The 16,170-nt window shown below is 49.7% G+C and carries 11 protein-coding genes; 4 read left to right on the forward strand and 7 right to left on the reverse strand.

Annotated features, from left to right (window positions below; translation table 11 throughout):
* Positions 1 to 25 precede the first annotated feature (25 nt).
* From MJO57_RS28455 to MJO57_RS28465, 3 genes are read right to left on the reverse strand one after another with little or no spacing between them, the layout of a single operon-like run.
* Positions 26 to 1,009 carry an alpha-ketoacid dehydrogenase subunit beta gene (locus MJO57_RS28455; RefSeq protein ID WP_252020560.1) on the reverse strand — a complete coding sequence of 328 codons (984 nt, stop codon included), beginning with the start codon at positions 1,007 to 1,009 and terminating at the stop codon, positions 26 to 28.
* The gene (gene pdhA, locus MJO57_RS28460; protein ID WP_252020562.1) at positions 1,002 to 2,126 is read right to left on the reverse strand and encodes a pyruvate dehydrogenase (acetyl-transferring) E1 component subunit alpha; all 1,125 of its coding nucleotides are present in this window, start codon (positions 2,124 to 2,126) and stop codon (positions 1,002 to 1,004) included. The genes MJO57_RS28455 and pdhA overlap by 8 nt, the downstream gene beginning before the upstream one ends.
* Before the next feature lie 11 nt (positions 2,127 to 2,137).
* Positions 2,138 to 3,184: a Glu/Leu/Phe/Val dehydrogenase dimerization domain-containing protein gene (locus tag MJO57_RS28465; RefSeq protein ID WP_252020564.1), complete on the reverse strand. Its 1,047-nt coding sequence runs from the start codon at positions 3,182 to 3,184 to the stop codon at positions 2,138 to 2,140.
* Between the two features lie 412 nt (positions 3,185 to 3,596).
* On the opposite strand from MJO57_RS28465, the gene MJO57_RS28470 reads away from it, so the two are divergent.
* Positions 3,597 to 3,968 carry a PilZ domain-containing protein gene (locus tag MJO57_RS28470; protein ID WP_252020566.1) on the forward strand — a complete coding sequence of 124 codons (372 nt, stop codon included), beginning with the start codon at positions 3,597 to 3,599 and terminating at the stop codon, positions 3,966 to 3,968.
* A 28-nt stretch (positions 3,969 to 3,996) separates the two neighbouring features.
* Here MJO57_RS28470 and lrp read toward each other — a convergent pair whose 3' ends face one another.
* On the reverse strand, positions 3,997 to 4,485 hold the full coding sequence (gene lrp, locus MJO57_RS28475) for a leucine-responsive transcriptional regulator Lrp (protein WP_252020568.1): 489 nt from the start codon (positions 4,483 to 4,485) through the stop codon (positions 3,997 to 3,999).
* Positions 4,486 to 4,968: 483 nt separating this feature from the next.
* Here lrp and potA point away from each other — a divergent pair, with 483 nt between their 5' ends.
* From potA to MJO57_RS28490, 3 genes are all read left to right on the forward strand, one after another.
* Positions 4,969 to 6,138 (forward strand): polyamine ABC transporter ATP-binding protein, encoded by a 1,170-nt coding sequence (gene potA / locus MJO57_RS28480; protein WP_252020578.1) that lies wholly within the window; start codon positions 4,969 to 4,971, stop codon positions 6,136 to 6,138.
* Positions 6,139 to 6,334: 196 nt separating this feature from the next.
* Positions 6,335 to 7,288, forward strand: coding sequence for an ABC transporter permease subunit (locus tag MJO57_RS28485; protein WP_252020580.1), 954 nt, complete (start codon positions 6,335 to 6,337; stop codon positions 7,286 to 7,288).
* Between the two features lie 74 nt (positions 7,289 to 7,362).
* The gene (locus tag MJO57_RS28490; protein WP_252020582.1) at positions 7,363 to 8,166 is read left to right on the forward strand and encodes an ABC transporter permease subunit; all 804 of its coding nucleotides are present in this window, start codon (positions 7,363 to 7,365) and stop codon (positions 8,164 to 8,166) included.
* 97 nt (positions 8,167 to 8,263) lie between these two features.
* Here MJO57_RS28490 and MJO57_RS28495 read toward each other — a convergent pair whose 3' ends face one another.
* The 3 genes from MJO57_RS28495 to MJO57_RS28505 all read right to left on the reverse strand — a co-directional run bounded on the left by MJO57_RS28495 (position 8,264) and on the right by MJO57_RS28505 (position 16,065).
* On the reverse strand, positions 8,264 to 11,527 hold the full coding sequence (locus MJO57_RS28495) for a macro domain-containing protein (protein WP_252020584.1): 3,264 nt from the start codon (positions 11,525 to 11,527) through the stop codon (positions 8,264 to 8,266).
* Positions 11,528 to 11,935: 408 nt separating this feature from the next.
* The gene (locus tag MJO57_RS28500) at positions 11,936 to 12,976 is read right to left on the reverse strand and encodes an IS1595 family transposase (protein ID WP_252017335.1); all 1,041 of its coding nucleotides are present in this window, start codon (positions 12,974 to 12,976) and stop codon (positions 11,936 to 11,938) included.
* A gap of 23 nt (positions 12,977 to 12,999) precedes the next feature.
* Complete coding sequence (locus tag MJO57_RS28505; protein WP_252020586.1) at positions 13,000 to 16,065, reverse strand: PEP/pyruvate-binding domain-containing protein; 3,066 nt, start codon at positions 16,063 to 16,065, stop codon at positions 13,000 to 13,002.
* Positions 16,066 to 16,170: the final 105 nt, after the last annotated feature.

Genomic DNA, 16,170 nt, shown 5'->3' on the forward strand with positions numbered 1-16,170 from the left:
TGTCCATCAGAAATAATCCACATTGCTAATGTCTGGCAAGCGTCTTGACGGAGGCTCTGACAATATCGTCTACCTGTGGCAGATAATGGTCTTCCATTCTGTAGTAGGGCATTGTCGTGTCAAAGCCAGTAACCCGTTCAACAGGGGCTTTGAGATCATCAAACGCCCTTTCCATCAGGCCAGCAGCAATCTCAGCGCCCACACCGAAACTCCGGCAGGCTTCATGAACGATGACACAGCGTCCGGTCTTCCTGACCGACGTCACAATGGTTTCCATATCGAGCGGTTTGATGGTAGCGACATCGATCACTTCTGCAGAAATACCATGACTCTCCAGCATGTCGGCAGCGTCCATGGTTTCCCGGACCGATGCGCCCCAGCTGACCAGGGTAACATCCTGACCCACTTTTAATGTGAAACAGGTGTCCAGTGGCAGCGGGTCACTGGCAGGATCAATGACCTGCTTACTGGCACGGTATATACGCTTTGGCTCCAGGAAGATGACCGGGTCAGGTTCGTTAATGGCGGCACGAAGCAAACCGTAGGCTCTGACCGGTGACGAAGGAATGACCACTCTTAAACCGGGGATATGAGCAAACAGCGCCTCAGTACTTTCAGAATGGTGTTCCGGTGCATGGATACCGCCTCCAAAAGGAGCCCTCAGAACCATAGGACATGCCAGACGTCCCCGGGTCCGGTTTCTCATCCGGGCTGCATGGCAGATCAGTTGCTCCATTGCCGGAAAGATAAAGCCCATGAACTGTATTTCTGCCACCGGTTTCATCCCCTGGGCAGCCATACCGACACTGATACCGGCAATGAGGGTTTCAGCCAGGGGGGTGTCCATCACCCGCTTCAAGCCGTATTTTTCTCGCAGCCCCTGAGTTGCCCGAAAAACACCACCGTTGACCCCGATGTCTTCACCAAGCAGCACCACATCCGGGTCAGCAGCCATAGAATGGTCAAGTGCCAGATTAACCGCTTCAACCATGGTCAGTTTGTTATCCATTTGAGTGACCTCCAGCTGATTTCCCGTTGACTTGACGCATCTGTTCTCTGGCAATTGCATCGCGCTTCTGCTGCTCCAGCTGGGCTGGCATATTGGCGTAGTGATAATCAAACAGATCGGCAATGTCAGGCAGTGGCGTGTTCAGATAAGTTGCCACGGCCTGCTCGATGATTTGATCAGCTTCTTCTTTTAAAGCCTGTTCTTTTCGCTCATCCCACAAGCCGCGATGATGCAGGAAATTGCGTAGCCGCTTAATGGGTTCCTTTTGCCAGGCATCCTTGAGTTCTTCGCTGCCCCGGTAACGACTGGCATCATCGGCAGTGGTATGATCACAAAGCCGGTAGCTGACGGCTTCAATTACCGTAGCACCCTTACCATGACGCGCACGATCAATGGCCGTGCTGATGACTTCATGCAGGGCAATGACGTCATTCCCGTCCACTTGATAAGAGGGCAGGCCGGCGGCCAGGCCTTTTTGTGCCAGCGTCGGTGCACCTGACTGAATTTTTCTTGGAACCGAAATGGCCCACTGATTGTTGTTAATGAGGTAAACCACGGGTAACTGCCAGGCACCGGCCAGATTCAGAGCCTCACCAAAATCCCCCTTCGACGTAGCACCATCACCCAATGCACATAATGCCACGCTCAACGGATCACCCGCTTCGTGGCGAATTTTGATCGCCGTTGCGATACCTGCTGCATGGCCAGCCTGGGTAGCAATGGGCACACAATTCGGCAGATCCTGTCCCCAGGCTGCACTGGCACTGCCTCGCTCATCACCACCCCAGTAGAGCATGACATCGCTCAGGGGAATGCCTCTTCTCATCAATCCCGGAAGATCCCGATAATAGGGAATAAGAACATCTTCTTTTGCCAGCAGGGCTGCACATACCGTGCTGATCGCCTCCTGTCCAAGGCACGAAGGGTAAGTCCCCATCTTGCCAGTTCGCTGCAAGGCTACCGCTTTTTGATCTCCCTGTCGGGCAATCACCATGGTTCGGTAGTAATCAATCAGAATCTCTTCATTACTGACCCAGGCCGGCAGTTTTTTTATGACTTCACCGTCAGCATCCAGAAACTGCGCCATGGCGAGCGATGTGTTTTCTGCTAAATCCATTTCTGCTCCCCCTATGCCGTCAACTGTGATGAGTGATCACCGTAAACCATGGCTTCTGCCATTTGATCAGCAATAACACTGGCGGGTAAGCCCGCCTGATGCTGTCGGCTGAAAATCTGTAACAGAGTGTCATGAATGCCGTGAAGTCGCCGTTGCATATCACTCTGGCTACTTTGCAGATAAGTCATGGCCACAAAAATCAGCCCACCAGCGTTGATCAGGTAGTCCGGAGCAAAAAGAATGTCACGATTGAATAGGGCTACGCCATCTTCCTCAGTCAGTAGTTGGTTATTGGCTGAGCCCGCAACAGCAGCACACTGTAACTGGCCAATCGTGTCGCTATTAAGAATGCCCCCAAGGCCACACGGGCTGAACAGGTCGCAGGGGACCGAATGAATTTCATCCGGTGCTACCGCTGTGGCAGCAAACTCCCGAACACACTGATCAACTCGCTGCTGATTGATATCAGCCACAATCAGCTGCGCCCCATCATGAAAAAGTCGCTCACAAAGCGCATAGCCCACATTACCCAGTCCCTGAACGGCGACTCTTACGCCTTGCAGATTTTCTGGCAGGTCGGGATGGGCTTTAAGGCAGGCCAGCACGCCATAATAAACCCCTTCTGCGGTAAACGGTGCCGGGCTTCCGCAGGACGATGTACAGGTCACATGAGGAGACTCGGTGGCAATGGTGTCCATATCCGCAACTGTTGTACCACTATCCATGGCCGTTGCATAACGGCCTCCAAGTTCGTTGAGAAAACGCCCGAAAGCTTCGAACAGTATTTTTCGGTCATAGTCGCCTTCCGGCTCCATAATGACCGCTTTGCCTCCCCCAAGATCCAAACCGGCAAGCGCTGATTTATAGCTCATGCCACGGGCAAGACGAATGGCATCTGTAATGGCTTCGTCAGAAGAAGAGTAAGGAATGATTCGACAACCACCGAGGGCAGGCCCTCTGCGAGTACTGTGAATAGCAATGACGGATTTGAGGCCGGATTCTTCATCGAATTTACAATGAAGATCGTTGATGCGCGCCTCGGTAATCTGTCTGAACATGACGGGATCCCTCCGTATGTTGCAGAGCAGCAGGGCTCTGGTTTAATGCCATATCTATCGGCATCCCCCGGGTTAGGGCAAGCGGATAAAAATGGCAATTTATTGTTATTTTTTTAGACAGAGCTTTAGTCACAGCCAGCGCTTAAAACTCCATCAACCACCAGGCTTTCTTGTAACGCCTCAGACGATTACAGAGGAAGTTGAGTGCTGTTGTCAACAGGTACGACGTTATAAAAAACTTCATTCCTTACCGCTTTTGGCCGCTATTTACATCAAGGTTTTGACTTAAATCTCACCATTCTAAAGCCGGTTTTCATCATCATCCGTTTTCGCAAAATCAGGCAAAAGATGCATTTTGAAAACAAAAGGTGATAACTTAGTCCTTCCTTCCCTCTAATACATGGAGGCCAAAATGTCACAAATACAACAAGAAAAGCGTCGATTTCAAAGAAAAACACTGGAAAAAAACGCTGAAGTCCTCGATAACGATACGGGTCTGTCTATTGGCATGCTGGAGGATGTCTCTAAAGGAGGATTCAGCATAGTGACCGATCAGGGTGTAAGGCCATCAGAAACCCGAAACGTCACGCTGATCCTCCCCGGGCCACAGGAAAGTGCTTATCGAGTGTCTATGACTGCAGAGTGCGTCTGGTGTCAAACCATCAGTGAACCGGCTGATTTTGCCGCAGGTTTTGTCTTACGCAGTATCGAAGACCAGGATGAAGTCGCACTGAACTACTATATAAGAGATTATCAGGTAGCAGGTGAACGTCAGGAAGGGTAAACACCTCCCTGACGTTCGTCCATCGTCGTTAATCCGCAATGGGAAGACTGAGCGTTTCCTTGAGTTCTTCCATCACGATATAGCTCTTGGATTCCCTGACTCCCGGTAACTTCAGAAGAATATCCCCCAGCAGCTCACGGTAAGAAGCCATCTCTGAAATTCTGGCCTTGACCAGATAGTCGAAATGACCAGATACCAGATGGCACTCTAGTACGTTTGGTAGCTTGATTACCGCCTTGCGGAAGTCATCAAAAATATCAGCTGATTTGGTATAGAGGCTGATTTCAACAAACACAAGAAGCCCTGCCTGAAGATACTTCGGGTTCAGGTGTGCAGAATAGCCCTGAATAATGCCCTCCCTTTCCAGGCGTTTGACTCGTTCCATACAGGGTGTCGTACTCAACCCGACCTTATCCGCCAGCTCTACATACGATATACGACCTTGCTCCTGCAGGGTACGGAGAATATTGCGATCGATACGATCCAACTGGCGGACAACTTCTTTTCGGCTTCTCATGATTTCAGTCGTTTTTTGACAATGCGTGTTCAGACACGAATAAAGGTGGAACACGATAGCATAAGGGATTAGTGAGGTTTGTATTCATCTTTTTTAAGATAAGCCCTGTTAAGACAACCATTCTTCTAATGTCTTTCCGATATTAAAGGGCAAAACACCTCCGGCTGAGGGAGGTTAGGGTACGAATGATGAATCTGCAAGTGAGCATTACTAATATCTTCTATCAGTGTTTATCGCAAAATCATTTTCAATCCCTGCATTTTTCTGCACAATGCGCGAGCTTTTCACTTCCTTGGGGGTTTGAAGGCTCTCTTAATCGGCAGCAGGGCTTTATCGGCAACAGGTGCTTCACAAGCCCGAAATGCATGATCGCGACAAGCGATCCTGAGTTACTGACGATAAACTTATGTCAACAGAGCCTATTAAAGCACAATCATCGGGTTCTACCCTGTTCTTTATATTCCGGGCTGGAGAAAATTTTAGATGAGTACAGCATCTGCCTCCCCGAAACATTCCCCAACGCCGTCGACATCAGCGACATCTGCAGTAAAAAGTCGCTCAGGCACTGAGATACGGGTCAAGATCGACCAGGTCACCAAAAAGTTCGATGACATTATCGCCGTTGATAATGTCAGTCTGAATATTAAAAAGGGTGAGATTTTTGCGCTGCTCGGTGGCTCTGGATCAGGAAAATCGACGTTATTAAGGATGCTGGCAGGCTTCGAAACACCATCTGAGGGCAACATTTACCTGGATGGGCAGAATATTACTCACCTGCCACCGTATCTGCGCCCCATCAATATGATGTTTCAGTCCTATGCACTGTTCCCTCATATGACCGTGGAACAAAATGTGGCGTTTGGATTAAAACAGGATCGCCTGCCAAAAGACATCATCGCTCAGCGTGTCGAGGAGATGCTGAAACTGGTGCACATGGAGAAGTATGCCCGCCGCAAGCCACACCAGCTCTCCGGTGGCCAGCGCCAGCGTGTAGCCCTGGCTCGAAGCCTGGCAAAACGGCCCAAGCTGCTGCTGCTGGATGAACCCATGGGGGCGCTGGATAAGAAGTTGCGCAGCCGTATGCAGCTTGAAGTGGTGGATATCATCGAAGAGGTGGGGGTAACCTGCATTATGGTGACCCATGACCAGGAAGAGGCGATGACCATGGCTGAGCGCATTGGCATCATGGACGCTGGCTGGATCGTCCAGGTGGGTACCCCTATCGATATCTACGAAAACCCGAACAGCCGCATGACTGCCGAATTTATTGGCTCCGTCAATATGTTTGAAGGTGAAATCACCGAAGAAGAGGCGGGTTACGTCATCATTCAATCCCATCAGGTGCAACAGCCTATCTACATCGGCCACGGCATCATGGCACCACTGGAAGACCGTAAGGTCTGGATTGCCGTGCGTCCTGAAAAGACCATGGTGACCAGAGAGCAGCCGGAAGGGAACTACAACTGGAGCAAAGGTGTGGTTCACGACATTGCCTATCTGGGTGGCCATTCGGTTTATCATATCCGACTTCCGTCAGGCATGATGGTTCAGTCCAACATGGCGAATGTGGTCCGTACCGCTGATAACCCGACCTGGGGCGATCAAGTCTATATCAGCTGGGATGATGACAGTGGTGTCGTCCTGAATAGCTGATCAATCACCGCTAACCTTATTCAGTATTTTTTTGATAACAGCCTGAAAGCTTTCCATTGACTAATAGCTTCTCTGGGCTAAAGGCTTTTTTGGGCTAAAGGCTTTTCTGAGCTAAGGGCTTTCTGCTTCGTAAACTATTCAGGCTTACCAACGGTTAATGTAAGTCACTGGTAACGGATATATTCTGGAATCTGTCATGTCCAACCTGTTAACAAAAGGCGCCTCCGCGACAGCGTGGGGACCAGAGAGGGTAAACGCCTTAAGGGCACTGTGGGGACGTCGCCTCGTTCTTGGCGTCCCCTTTCTCTGGCTACTGCTATTCTTTCTTGTCCCCTTCCTGATTGTGGTCAAGATCAGTTTTTCATCGGCAGAAATTGCCATTCCACCCTATTCGTCCATCGTTGAGTATTTCGATGAAGTACTGACATTTACTGTCAATCTGGGCAACTACCTGTTCCTGGCCGACGATGAAATGTACCTGCAGGCCTATCTGACTTCCATCAGGCTGGCGCTGGTTGCTACCTTTTTCTGTCTTCTGTTGGGCTATCCCATGGCCTACGCCATGGCCCAGGCACCCGGAAGAAAACAAAGTTTCCTGCTCATGCTGGTGCTGCTGCCATCATGGACCTCTTTCCTGATCCGCATATACGCCTGGATGGGCATACTGAAAAATAACGGGTTATTGAACAACCTGCTGATGTGGTGTGGCATGATTGATCAGCCCCTACAGATCCTGAACACCAATATTGCCGTTTATATAGGCATCGTTTATGCCTATCTGCCATTTATGGTGCTTCCTATTTATGCCAACCTGACCCAGTTGGACAAATCATTGCTGGAAGCAGCCAATGACCTGGGCTGCCGCCCATGGGAAACCTTTTTCCGAGTCACCCTGCCACTGTCCATGGGCGGCATTGTCGCAGGTTGTATGCTGGTCTTTATCCCTGCGGTGGGGGAATACGTGATTCCTGAACTGCTGGGTGGGCCTGAGAGCCTGATGATCGGTAAAGTGCTCTGGCAGGAGTTTTTCAACAACCGTGACTGGCCGCTGGCCAGTGCTTTGGCCATGATCATGCTGCTGATCCTCTGTCTGCCCATTGCCTTCTTCAATCGCCAGCAGGTGAAGCAATTGGAGGCCAGCTTGTCATGACGCTTTCCAAAGAAACAGGATCTGAACGCACCAATACCTTTGGGCGGAGCAAAAAGCCGGGCTTTTCCACAATCATGCTGATACTGGGACTGATTTTCCTCTATCTGCCCATGTTTATTCTCGTGTTTTATTCCTTTAATGCCTCACGGCTGGTGACCGTCTGGGCAGGCTTCTCAACCCAATGGTATGTGGAGCTGTTTCAGGATGAGCAACTGATGAGAGCGGTATGGATCAGCTTGAGAATTGCTTTCTATAACGCTTCAATGGCGGTCATTCTGGGTACGGTGTCGGCTTTTGCCCTTGACCGTTTTGGCAAATTCCGTGGCAGAACTGCCTTTAACAGCATGTTGACTGCCCCCCTGGTAATGCCGGATGTTATTACCGGCCTGTCGCTACTGCTGCTGTTTGTCACCATGGCAGACCTTATTGGCTGGCCCATGGAGCGGGGTATGCTGACCATCTGGATCGCCCACGTTACGTTCTCAACCGCTTATGTGGCGGTGGTCGTGGGCGCAAGGTTGCGGGAAGTGGATCGCTCTATTGAAGAGGCTGCAATGGATCTGGGTGCGACACCATTGCGAACATTCTTTCTGGTCACCATTCCAACCATTGCCCCATCGCTGGCCGCTGGCTGGTTACTGGCGTTCACCCTGTCTCTGGATGATCTGGTCATTGCCAGCTTTGTCTCTGGTCCTGGCTCAACCACCCTGCCAATGGTGGTCTTTTCATCCGTGCGCCTGGGCATCTCACCCAAAATTAACGCCATGGCGACACTGATCATTCTGGTGGTCTCTCTGGCAGCGCTGTTTGGCTGGTGGTTTATGCGACGCTCGGAAAGGGAAAGAAGAGCCAGCCTGGAAAGGTTTGGAACCAGCTGAAAAAAATCACAATAAATCCGGATCTTCCGATCCGGATTTATCTTCCATCTATCAACTGTCTTAAATCATAAAGCTAAAACCGAAAAAAAATCTCTACTTAACGATCAGAAAAAAGCAAACGCACCAGTTTCGACGTGTCAAGCTTATCCTGCAGTGAGTGTATTGATGCCAGTCCCACTATCTCATTCAGTGCTCTGTTTTGGTAAGTAGTGTCTGGATAACCATGATTTCCCTCACCACCAGAGTCTGATGTTTTCAAATGGACGTTGAAGGTGATGCCGAATTTACCCGTGGTATTTGACTTATCAATTTTATAAATCAACTTCTCTTGGTGGAGTATTGCAAGCAGCCTGAGAAGCTCTTTGCCGACCGCATTATTGGGTAAATAGTGAGTTTCATTTTTATAAGTCATGTCCAGTCGTCGCCCATCACTCAGTTGAGAAGGTGCAGTTGCCTCAATACGTACAATGATTCGACCTGCTCCCGGGTATCCCGGTAAGTCACGGCTGTCTTGCCTGATCTGCAAAGGTCGGTAATTGATTGCTGCGAACTCTTCCGCAAGCTTTGCTGCTTCAGACAAGCTGACCCCCTGATCCTGATAATCAACTGCACAGTCAGAACAAACCTGAAGTCCTTTAACCTGCTGAGAACCTTTTTCAGGCTTTGATTCACCACAAATACCGCAGTCAATAGCGTTGCTACTTTCTCTAAAGGCGGTAGCTGCACCTTCTTGGGATCTGGAAACTCCGGTAGCCTCTGAGCCCGTTCCTGCGCTTGAAGAAAAAGCAGCATCAATGCCCGGGCTGGTTCGGCCTGAAGTCATTCGACCAGGTCTGGAAAAGACTGATGTCGTGCTGGCCTGTGATCGAAAATAAGGTGAGGTTTGCTTCGGGATCGCACCGGGATTTGCAGGGAATATCTTGCCTGAAATACCCGCCGGGAAGTCGCTGACAGCTGCTCTCACCGGCGGCAAACGCACCGGATTAGCAGTGTTCAGGCTCTTGAAGGTCCGGATAAATGTATCATGCACCTTCCAATCATCATCTTTCCAACCCACGAGTATTAATTTGGGTACCTTGGATAATGCCTGTATACGTGGATCCCGGTAAGCCGCATGGAGAGCATGGGCCATACCTGAACCACTGCCACCAAAAATAGCGCAACCAATAAAGCAACTGACAATGGTATTGCTACCCTTGTTATGGGCCTCAAGGAGCAGTGAAACAAAAGCATTGGTGAAATCCTGATGATACTTTTGTTGATCAAAAAATGCCTTGTTGCGGACACCGGAACTTTTCACACTGACGGTATAATCTGCTACGTTCGGGGCAACCACGTTATGAATATGCTGACAATGACGCAAACCAAACTTGGGATTCCGGGCATAGCCATATGGTCCTGTCGTATAACACATGCCAGTATGAACGGGTGCCTGACGATGAGTATCCCGGTCAAATTCATTGCCAAGATCATCTGAAAACTGTTTTGCAATACCTCCGCCATGTTTCATTCTGCTATTTGCAGCATTGACCAGATCGAATGGCGTTCCTTGTTTCGAGAGCTCTTTGGCATAACCGAACATTCCCTTGTCAGGGTGCATCACGACTTCCAGCTGATCACGAATCAATACACTTGAAGTGTTGTAACCACTGCCTGCTTTTGTTGCTCTTGTTGCTGCAGTACTGGTAGTGGCTGTTGTACTTGTACTGGCTGCAGCCCCGGAACTGGCCATTGCAGCGGGTGTTTTTACAGAACGTACCGGTGAACGTGCTGCAGGGATTCGTCGGCCTGACTCATACCACTGACGTTCAAAGTCTGTGCAAGCGGCCCGGTCCTTACCTTGAGAAGACATACCCACCAGAATCAGTTCTGGTGCTCGCTTACCTGTTGACTCAAAATCAGCCTTGGCTTCTGCAACCGCTTTTGCCAATGCTGTTCCTGTGCCACCCGCAAGACCACAACCAAGCAGAGGGCAGAAAACCCGATGCAATCCCTGACGGTCAGCCGCGTTAAAAACCTCAAGAAACGTCTTTTTAAGCGTTGCTGCAAAATTCCGGTCACTCGCAAGAGGCACCAACACATTGTGAATCGTCTGGCAATTATGCAAATCAAACCGTTTGCCGCCACGTTTACAGTCATAAGTGAAACATTCGCCGTAATTTATTCGATTCCGGGGCTGCCAGGACACCTGATGATAATGACCACCAGCGCCGCCAAAGTTGTCTCTGATCACCTTCGCAATACCACTGTCCAGTTGCAGTTTTACATCAACCGAGTTCACTACCCCATAGGGTATACTGCCATTTTGACGCTCAACCCATGTCAATAACCCTCTATTACAGGTCACCAGTGTTACACCGCCAGGCAATGGTTTTTCAGTATCGGTAGCTGAAGAGAAGGCCGGCGTGCCTGCTATGGGACTGGTACCTGGATAAGGTGTCGCTGATCGACGTACCAGAGAGCGTGTTGAAGGAATTTCCCGGTACGACTCATGCCACTGGCTTTCAAAATCTGCGCAAGCGGCCCGGTCCCCTGCAGAAGAAGACATACCCACCAGAATCAGTTCTGGTGCTTGCTTACCTGTTGATTCAAAATCAGCTTTGGCTTCTGCAACCGCTTTGGCCAGGGCTGCTCCTGTGCCACCCGCACGCCCACAACTGAGCAGAGGGGTGAAAACCCGGGGCAATCCGTTACTATCAGCCGCTTGAAAAACCTCAAGAAAGGTATTTTTAAGCGTTGCTGCAAAATTCGGCTCTCCCGCAAAAGGTACCAACACATTGTGAACCGTCAGGCAATTATCCAAACTAGACGCTTTGCTGCCACGGTTACAGTTATAAGTGAAACATTCGCCGTAATTTATGCGATTGTGGGGCTGTCGGGAGACCTGATGATAATGACCGCCAGCACCGCCAAAGTTGTCTCTGATAACCTTCGCAACGCCACTTTCCAGTTGCCGGTGTACGTCGACCGAATTCACTATCCCATAGGGTTTGATGCCATTTTCACGTTTGACCCATGTCAATAGCCCTTCGTTACAGGTAACCAGTGTTACGTGGCCTGGCAATCTTTTTTCAGAACCGGTAGCCGGATAATTATAATAAGATGACAGTTCATGTGTTGTGACCACGCTTTTGCCAACTAAATGCATCAGAGCAGGATGCCTTTTCAATTCTCCCAGCAGGCGCCTGTGATCACTTGGGCCAACCGTTCGCCCAAAGATGAACTGTCTACTGGTATTAATTCCACAATCCCGGAGACTAATAGAACCCCTGACGCTTACCTGGTCACAGAAATCATTAATAGCAACATCCATTTCAGTCTCCTTGAATACCGTCAAATCGATAATTGTTAAATTACACAATCAAGCATCGGCTACCGAAGCACTATGCCCATAATCATTAGACTGAAATCCAAAAATATAGTTCCAATTTGCCATCTTGAGTGATTGCGGTCATGACGACAGCTTTATCACGCCTCAGCGCTTAACTAAATATTTCCGGTCTTCTGGATGTGCTCGAATGACCGGGAATACTACGTCTTTATCATTTCGAACCGATTGGCTCGCATATCTCAGCCCATGCTTCAGCAAGATATTCCTGACATCTTCTTTATGATCCGGAGGTGTCTGACTCGGTTGAATAGCAAACTCCAGACGGTAACTGAAGGATGGTTTGATGACAAAGTATTGATTTCTCAAGCAACCATAAACAAGCTCAACCAATGAAGTAGCGTCTCTGATATCTTCGGACAATAAAAGATGATGCAAGGGCTAAGTTACCGTTAATGGTTGGAAGCACCAATGTTCAGTAATTCTGCTGATCAACCGGCCAACAGTTAATTTTTTTGCTGCCGTCAGTTCTCGCCTCCAGGCCAGATAATGGGGAAGGTAACGAGTTGCAACCCCTTGGAATACGCCGCCAATCCAGCGTTTTAAATGACTGTGATAAGAATTTACAGTCTGGATGTGGTAGATGCCTTCAACAACATGTTGACCTGCTGATGTCACCAGCTCCTTGAAGACAAATCCAAGCTTGTCAGCAAGTTTTTCGTGAGCGAGGTGTGCATCCGCACAGACCGTGGCCTGTATCGATATGCGGCCATTTAAATGCCTGCACAATTCATTAGCACTTTCGTTTTCTAATACACCGTCAACGGTATTTCGATTACGGTCCCGAGCCACCATTACCGGGACTTTTCGGGCTTTGTTGGGATCATTACCCCGCTTTCGGGTTGGCCGTGGAAGGCCTTCTCTTTGCCCTTTGAAGGATTCACGGAAAAATGTTTCATCAAGCTCAGTAATGCCACAAAGCTCTTCTGCTTGATCATTATTAATCACTTCAAGAAAGCGGTGACGCCAGCGGAACGCAGTTTTCAAGTCAATGGCATTCTCAGCAGCAGCTGGTCGCAAGACCATAGAGTGAGTCATACCTGCGAGGTACTTGTTCCATTTTTCAGGGTGCCTGAGCCTTGCCAAAGGCGTTCCACTAAAGGCGTTAAACGTTGAGTCGCAAGTCTTGCAGTGGTAGCGCTGTCGGCCATTTCGTATGCCCCAGCGACCAACGCTATGGCTTTTGCATTTGGGGCACCTGGGGTTTTCGGCAAATTGGGCAAGTATGCTCTTTTCTACGTCAGGTGTTGCATTATCGTTATTGGGTATAGATTCACTGTAAACAGGTTCAGAGTCAGTGGTTTCTACTACCTCGGTAACCTCTATTTGAGTACTAAGGAGCGAGTTGTTAAGAATGTCTCGCTGTTCACTGGTTAATGTTGAAATGGAATCAATAAAATTCTGGAAGAGTTCAGATTGCATATCACTCCCCTACAACGTAGATTTTATGGGAGTTTAGCTGATTCAACCATTAACGGTAACTTAGCCTGATGCAAGAGTTCCCTGCGTGTTTCTTCACCGATCTCATCACTCATTAACATTTCCCGAAAATGAGCCTCCGATTTTTTCATGCACTTTGCTAATCGTTGAGTATGATCAATAAACTGTTGGAGGTGATTGCTTAATAACGGGTAGCATTGAAGAGTCGTGAAAGAATAAAGATAACTGGGTGAGAAAAGACAATGTTTAAAGGAAAATCTGTTGGCTTCTGCCGCAAAGTCGCTATTAAGCCGTTGTGCAAGCAAATTAAAGCTCCATTGATCCCCTTTAACAATGGGTCTGTAATCAAGATGCTGATCCAGATCATCAATAGTCTGTAACACAATTATCAGCTTTTCAAAGGCATCCTGCATAGCTTGCCTTGACGTCATTCGGGGGCATTCGACGATAATTTCTCCCGCTACAGCGTTACAACTTAGCTTCATACTATCGGCATTTTTATCCAATTCGATTTCTTTCAGTAACTGCGCCAGAAACCACATACGTTTTAACTTTCCGGGTTGATCGGTGCCATCAGGGTAAGCAAATTCGTCAGAAAATGTCAGCCGCAAGGTTCGTCCTTTTCCTCCCTCTGCGTGTTCAAGTAGCTCGATAAGGCCCACATGATTTCCAAACTTCAGGTTAATAATCAAGGCATCTCCCAAACTGAAGACAGTCCCCTGACGCTCTAATCTTTCGATGGATGCTTTGCCGGATGGCCTCAATAGCAGTGCCTCTTCACCCGGGGCCGAACAATCAACATAGGTAATCTTCATTTTTGTAGATACCCTGCCCTGACCAGAAGACAGAGTAATCGGTCCCAGCGCCTTTACGAAGCGCTGATGCAGGGCGAAAATCAGCTCATGGACACTCCGGACCTGCCCAGACTGCCAGGGGTTGAGAGCCTGAAGACAGGATTGTAACTGATGACAGGCCGCCACCCACTGGCGAAAAGTTCCCGGGGATACCGGTGGTTTTTCACCGCCCTGCAGGGGCAGAGTGATACACTCTAACCCTGATCCAATGGTCTGTTTCAATGCCTCGAAACGGGTCATCAATTGAGGTAATTCATCCAGCAATGGCTGGAGCTTGGGTGAATGGTTGGCCAGCTGCAGGAATGCCCGGTAACCATCCAACAGCGCTTCAGCCCCCTGAATCAGTTGTTTTGTGCGGGTCTGAGTTGCAGCCAGCATCTCTGACCGTTGTGCCGACATGCTCAATTTTATCGGGTTTGTTAGACAGTCCAGTCCGCCACCGGGAGCGAAAAATGCCAGCAAGCGAGCATTTTGGTCGGTAAGCCAGTGGAAAGCGGTAGCCACCTGAAGGAATGTGCCTTCAGGTGGCGATAAATCATCCTTTAATGCGACGACGTTCGTTAATGGCTCATCCGAAAAGGCAGAGGATGCGCTTCTGTGACTTGCCAGTTCTCCAGTCAGATCACCGGCAACCACAAAGGCACCTGGCGAACCGTTAAAGCGGGCGCAGGCCAGCGTCGCCTGCTGGCCATCCCGGGCGGCCACGGCCGGGTAGTGGTCACCGGCCAGCAGACAGGGTTTTTCTGCCTGCCTCAGGGTGATCGCCACATGGTCATTGGTTCCACCGGCAGCGAAAACAAAACCTGCTGCCCGCTCCAGGCACTCAGGCTCAAGCATCCACTCTTCACCGTGTCGGGCCACGACAATGGCTCCCTCCGGCAGGGTGTCTGCTGCCCGGTTTTTGGCCACCCAGAGTGGTCCGGTGCAGTAGCCTTCGCTGGCGCCCTCGCCACTGGCCAGGGTCTCTTCGGGTTCGGGTATGGAGAGGGCAAAATCCATGCTGCCGGAGAGTCGGGTAACAGGGCGCACCTGCAACAGGAACAGGCGACCCTCATGATCGATAGCAAACTCCACATCCACAGGGCAGAGCAATAGATCTTCCAGCCTGGTTACCGCCTCCCTCAGTTCTGCAACCAGCTCATCACAGAGCCGCTCGCTACCAGTGTCTGACGGGGTATCAGCATCCTGAATCTCTGTTTCTGAATAGCCGTTATTATCGGTGTTCTTTTGCAGAACAAAGTGACTTGAAACCGTCCCGGGAAGGTATTGCGCGTTATCAGCCCCAGCCTTACGATCAATGTCGATACGATGGGGAATGGTGCCGGACTGACCGGCCACTGCACCTCTGGGCTGACCGGATGTGTACTCAACCCGGACGGTATCATCCTGCAGTGATTGATAGCTCATGACCACCCCGCCATAGTGGCAGTCAATGCAGTGTTGGATAATCAGTGCCATGGGTTGTGGTTCACCCTTGGGGCAGACTTCTGGCCGGTAACCGGAAGCCATCACCTTAAGACAGGTCCGCAACACGTCATCTTCGCCCTGAACTTCAGAGCGATATTTGCCCGCCTGGGCATCGCCATAGTTATCTTCGTTGATGCCAGAACTGCGCACAATCACCGGCTGTGAAGGGGACAGTTCGTCCAGCTGACGGCGCAGATCCCTGATGTGTCGGGCAGCTTCAGAATCTTTAACTTGTTGGTAAAAGTCATCGCTGGCGATAAATACTGACAGGCCTGTCAGCCAGTTATCCCTTTTGGCCTGGTCTGAGGGTGGCAAGGTATTGAGGTGGTCCCTGATGGTTGCCAGACTGGTTTGTCCCGCTTCATCAAGCATCCCGGGAGTGATCCCGGAGAGATAGGGTGCTAAACGACCCATATCCAGAGGGTGTTGTTCCAGCGTATTCATCACCTGAGCGGTAACACATTTGAACGGCGGGATCGGCAGGCCTGTCTCCTGCATGCGCCGTAAAAACATCCCCTTGCCACCGAGTTGTTCCCGGTTCAGGAGAGAGTAATCAGCAGCCGAGTCTAGCGGAGCTGAAACCAATATACGACAAAAGCGCTTATTTAATGGCGCTGTGTCGGGAGTGCCTTTGGCACCAATTTGACTGCCATACCTTTTGCCTGAAGTTTTGACCCCGGTATTCTGGTCTGGATTAGTTGTATTAGCAACACCATGAACTGCATCATTATGAACGGTGGGTTGTATCATTAGGTTATCCCTTCAATTTAACTTTAACTGTTCATCCATGATCTAATAACCTGCACCTGAAATTTTTGAATGATCGTACAGTCAATATTTTTCCCAATGGATTCA

This window comes from Endozoicomonas sp. SCSIO W0465 (genome assembly GCF_023716865.1).
Classification (GTDB): Bacteria; Pseudomonadota; Gammaproteobacteria; order Pseudomonadales; family Endozoicomonadaceae; genus Endozoicomonas.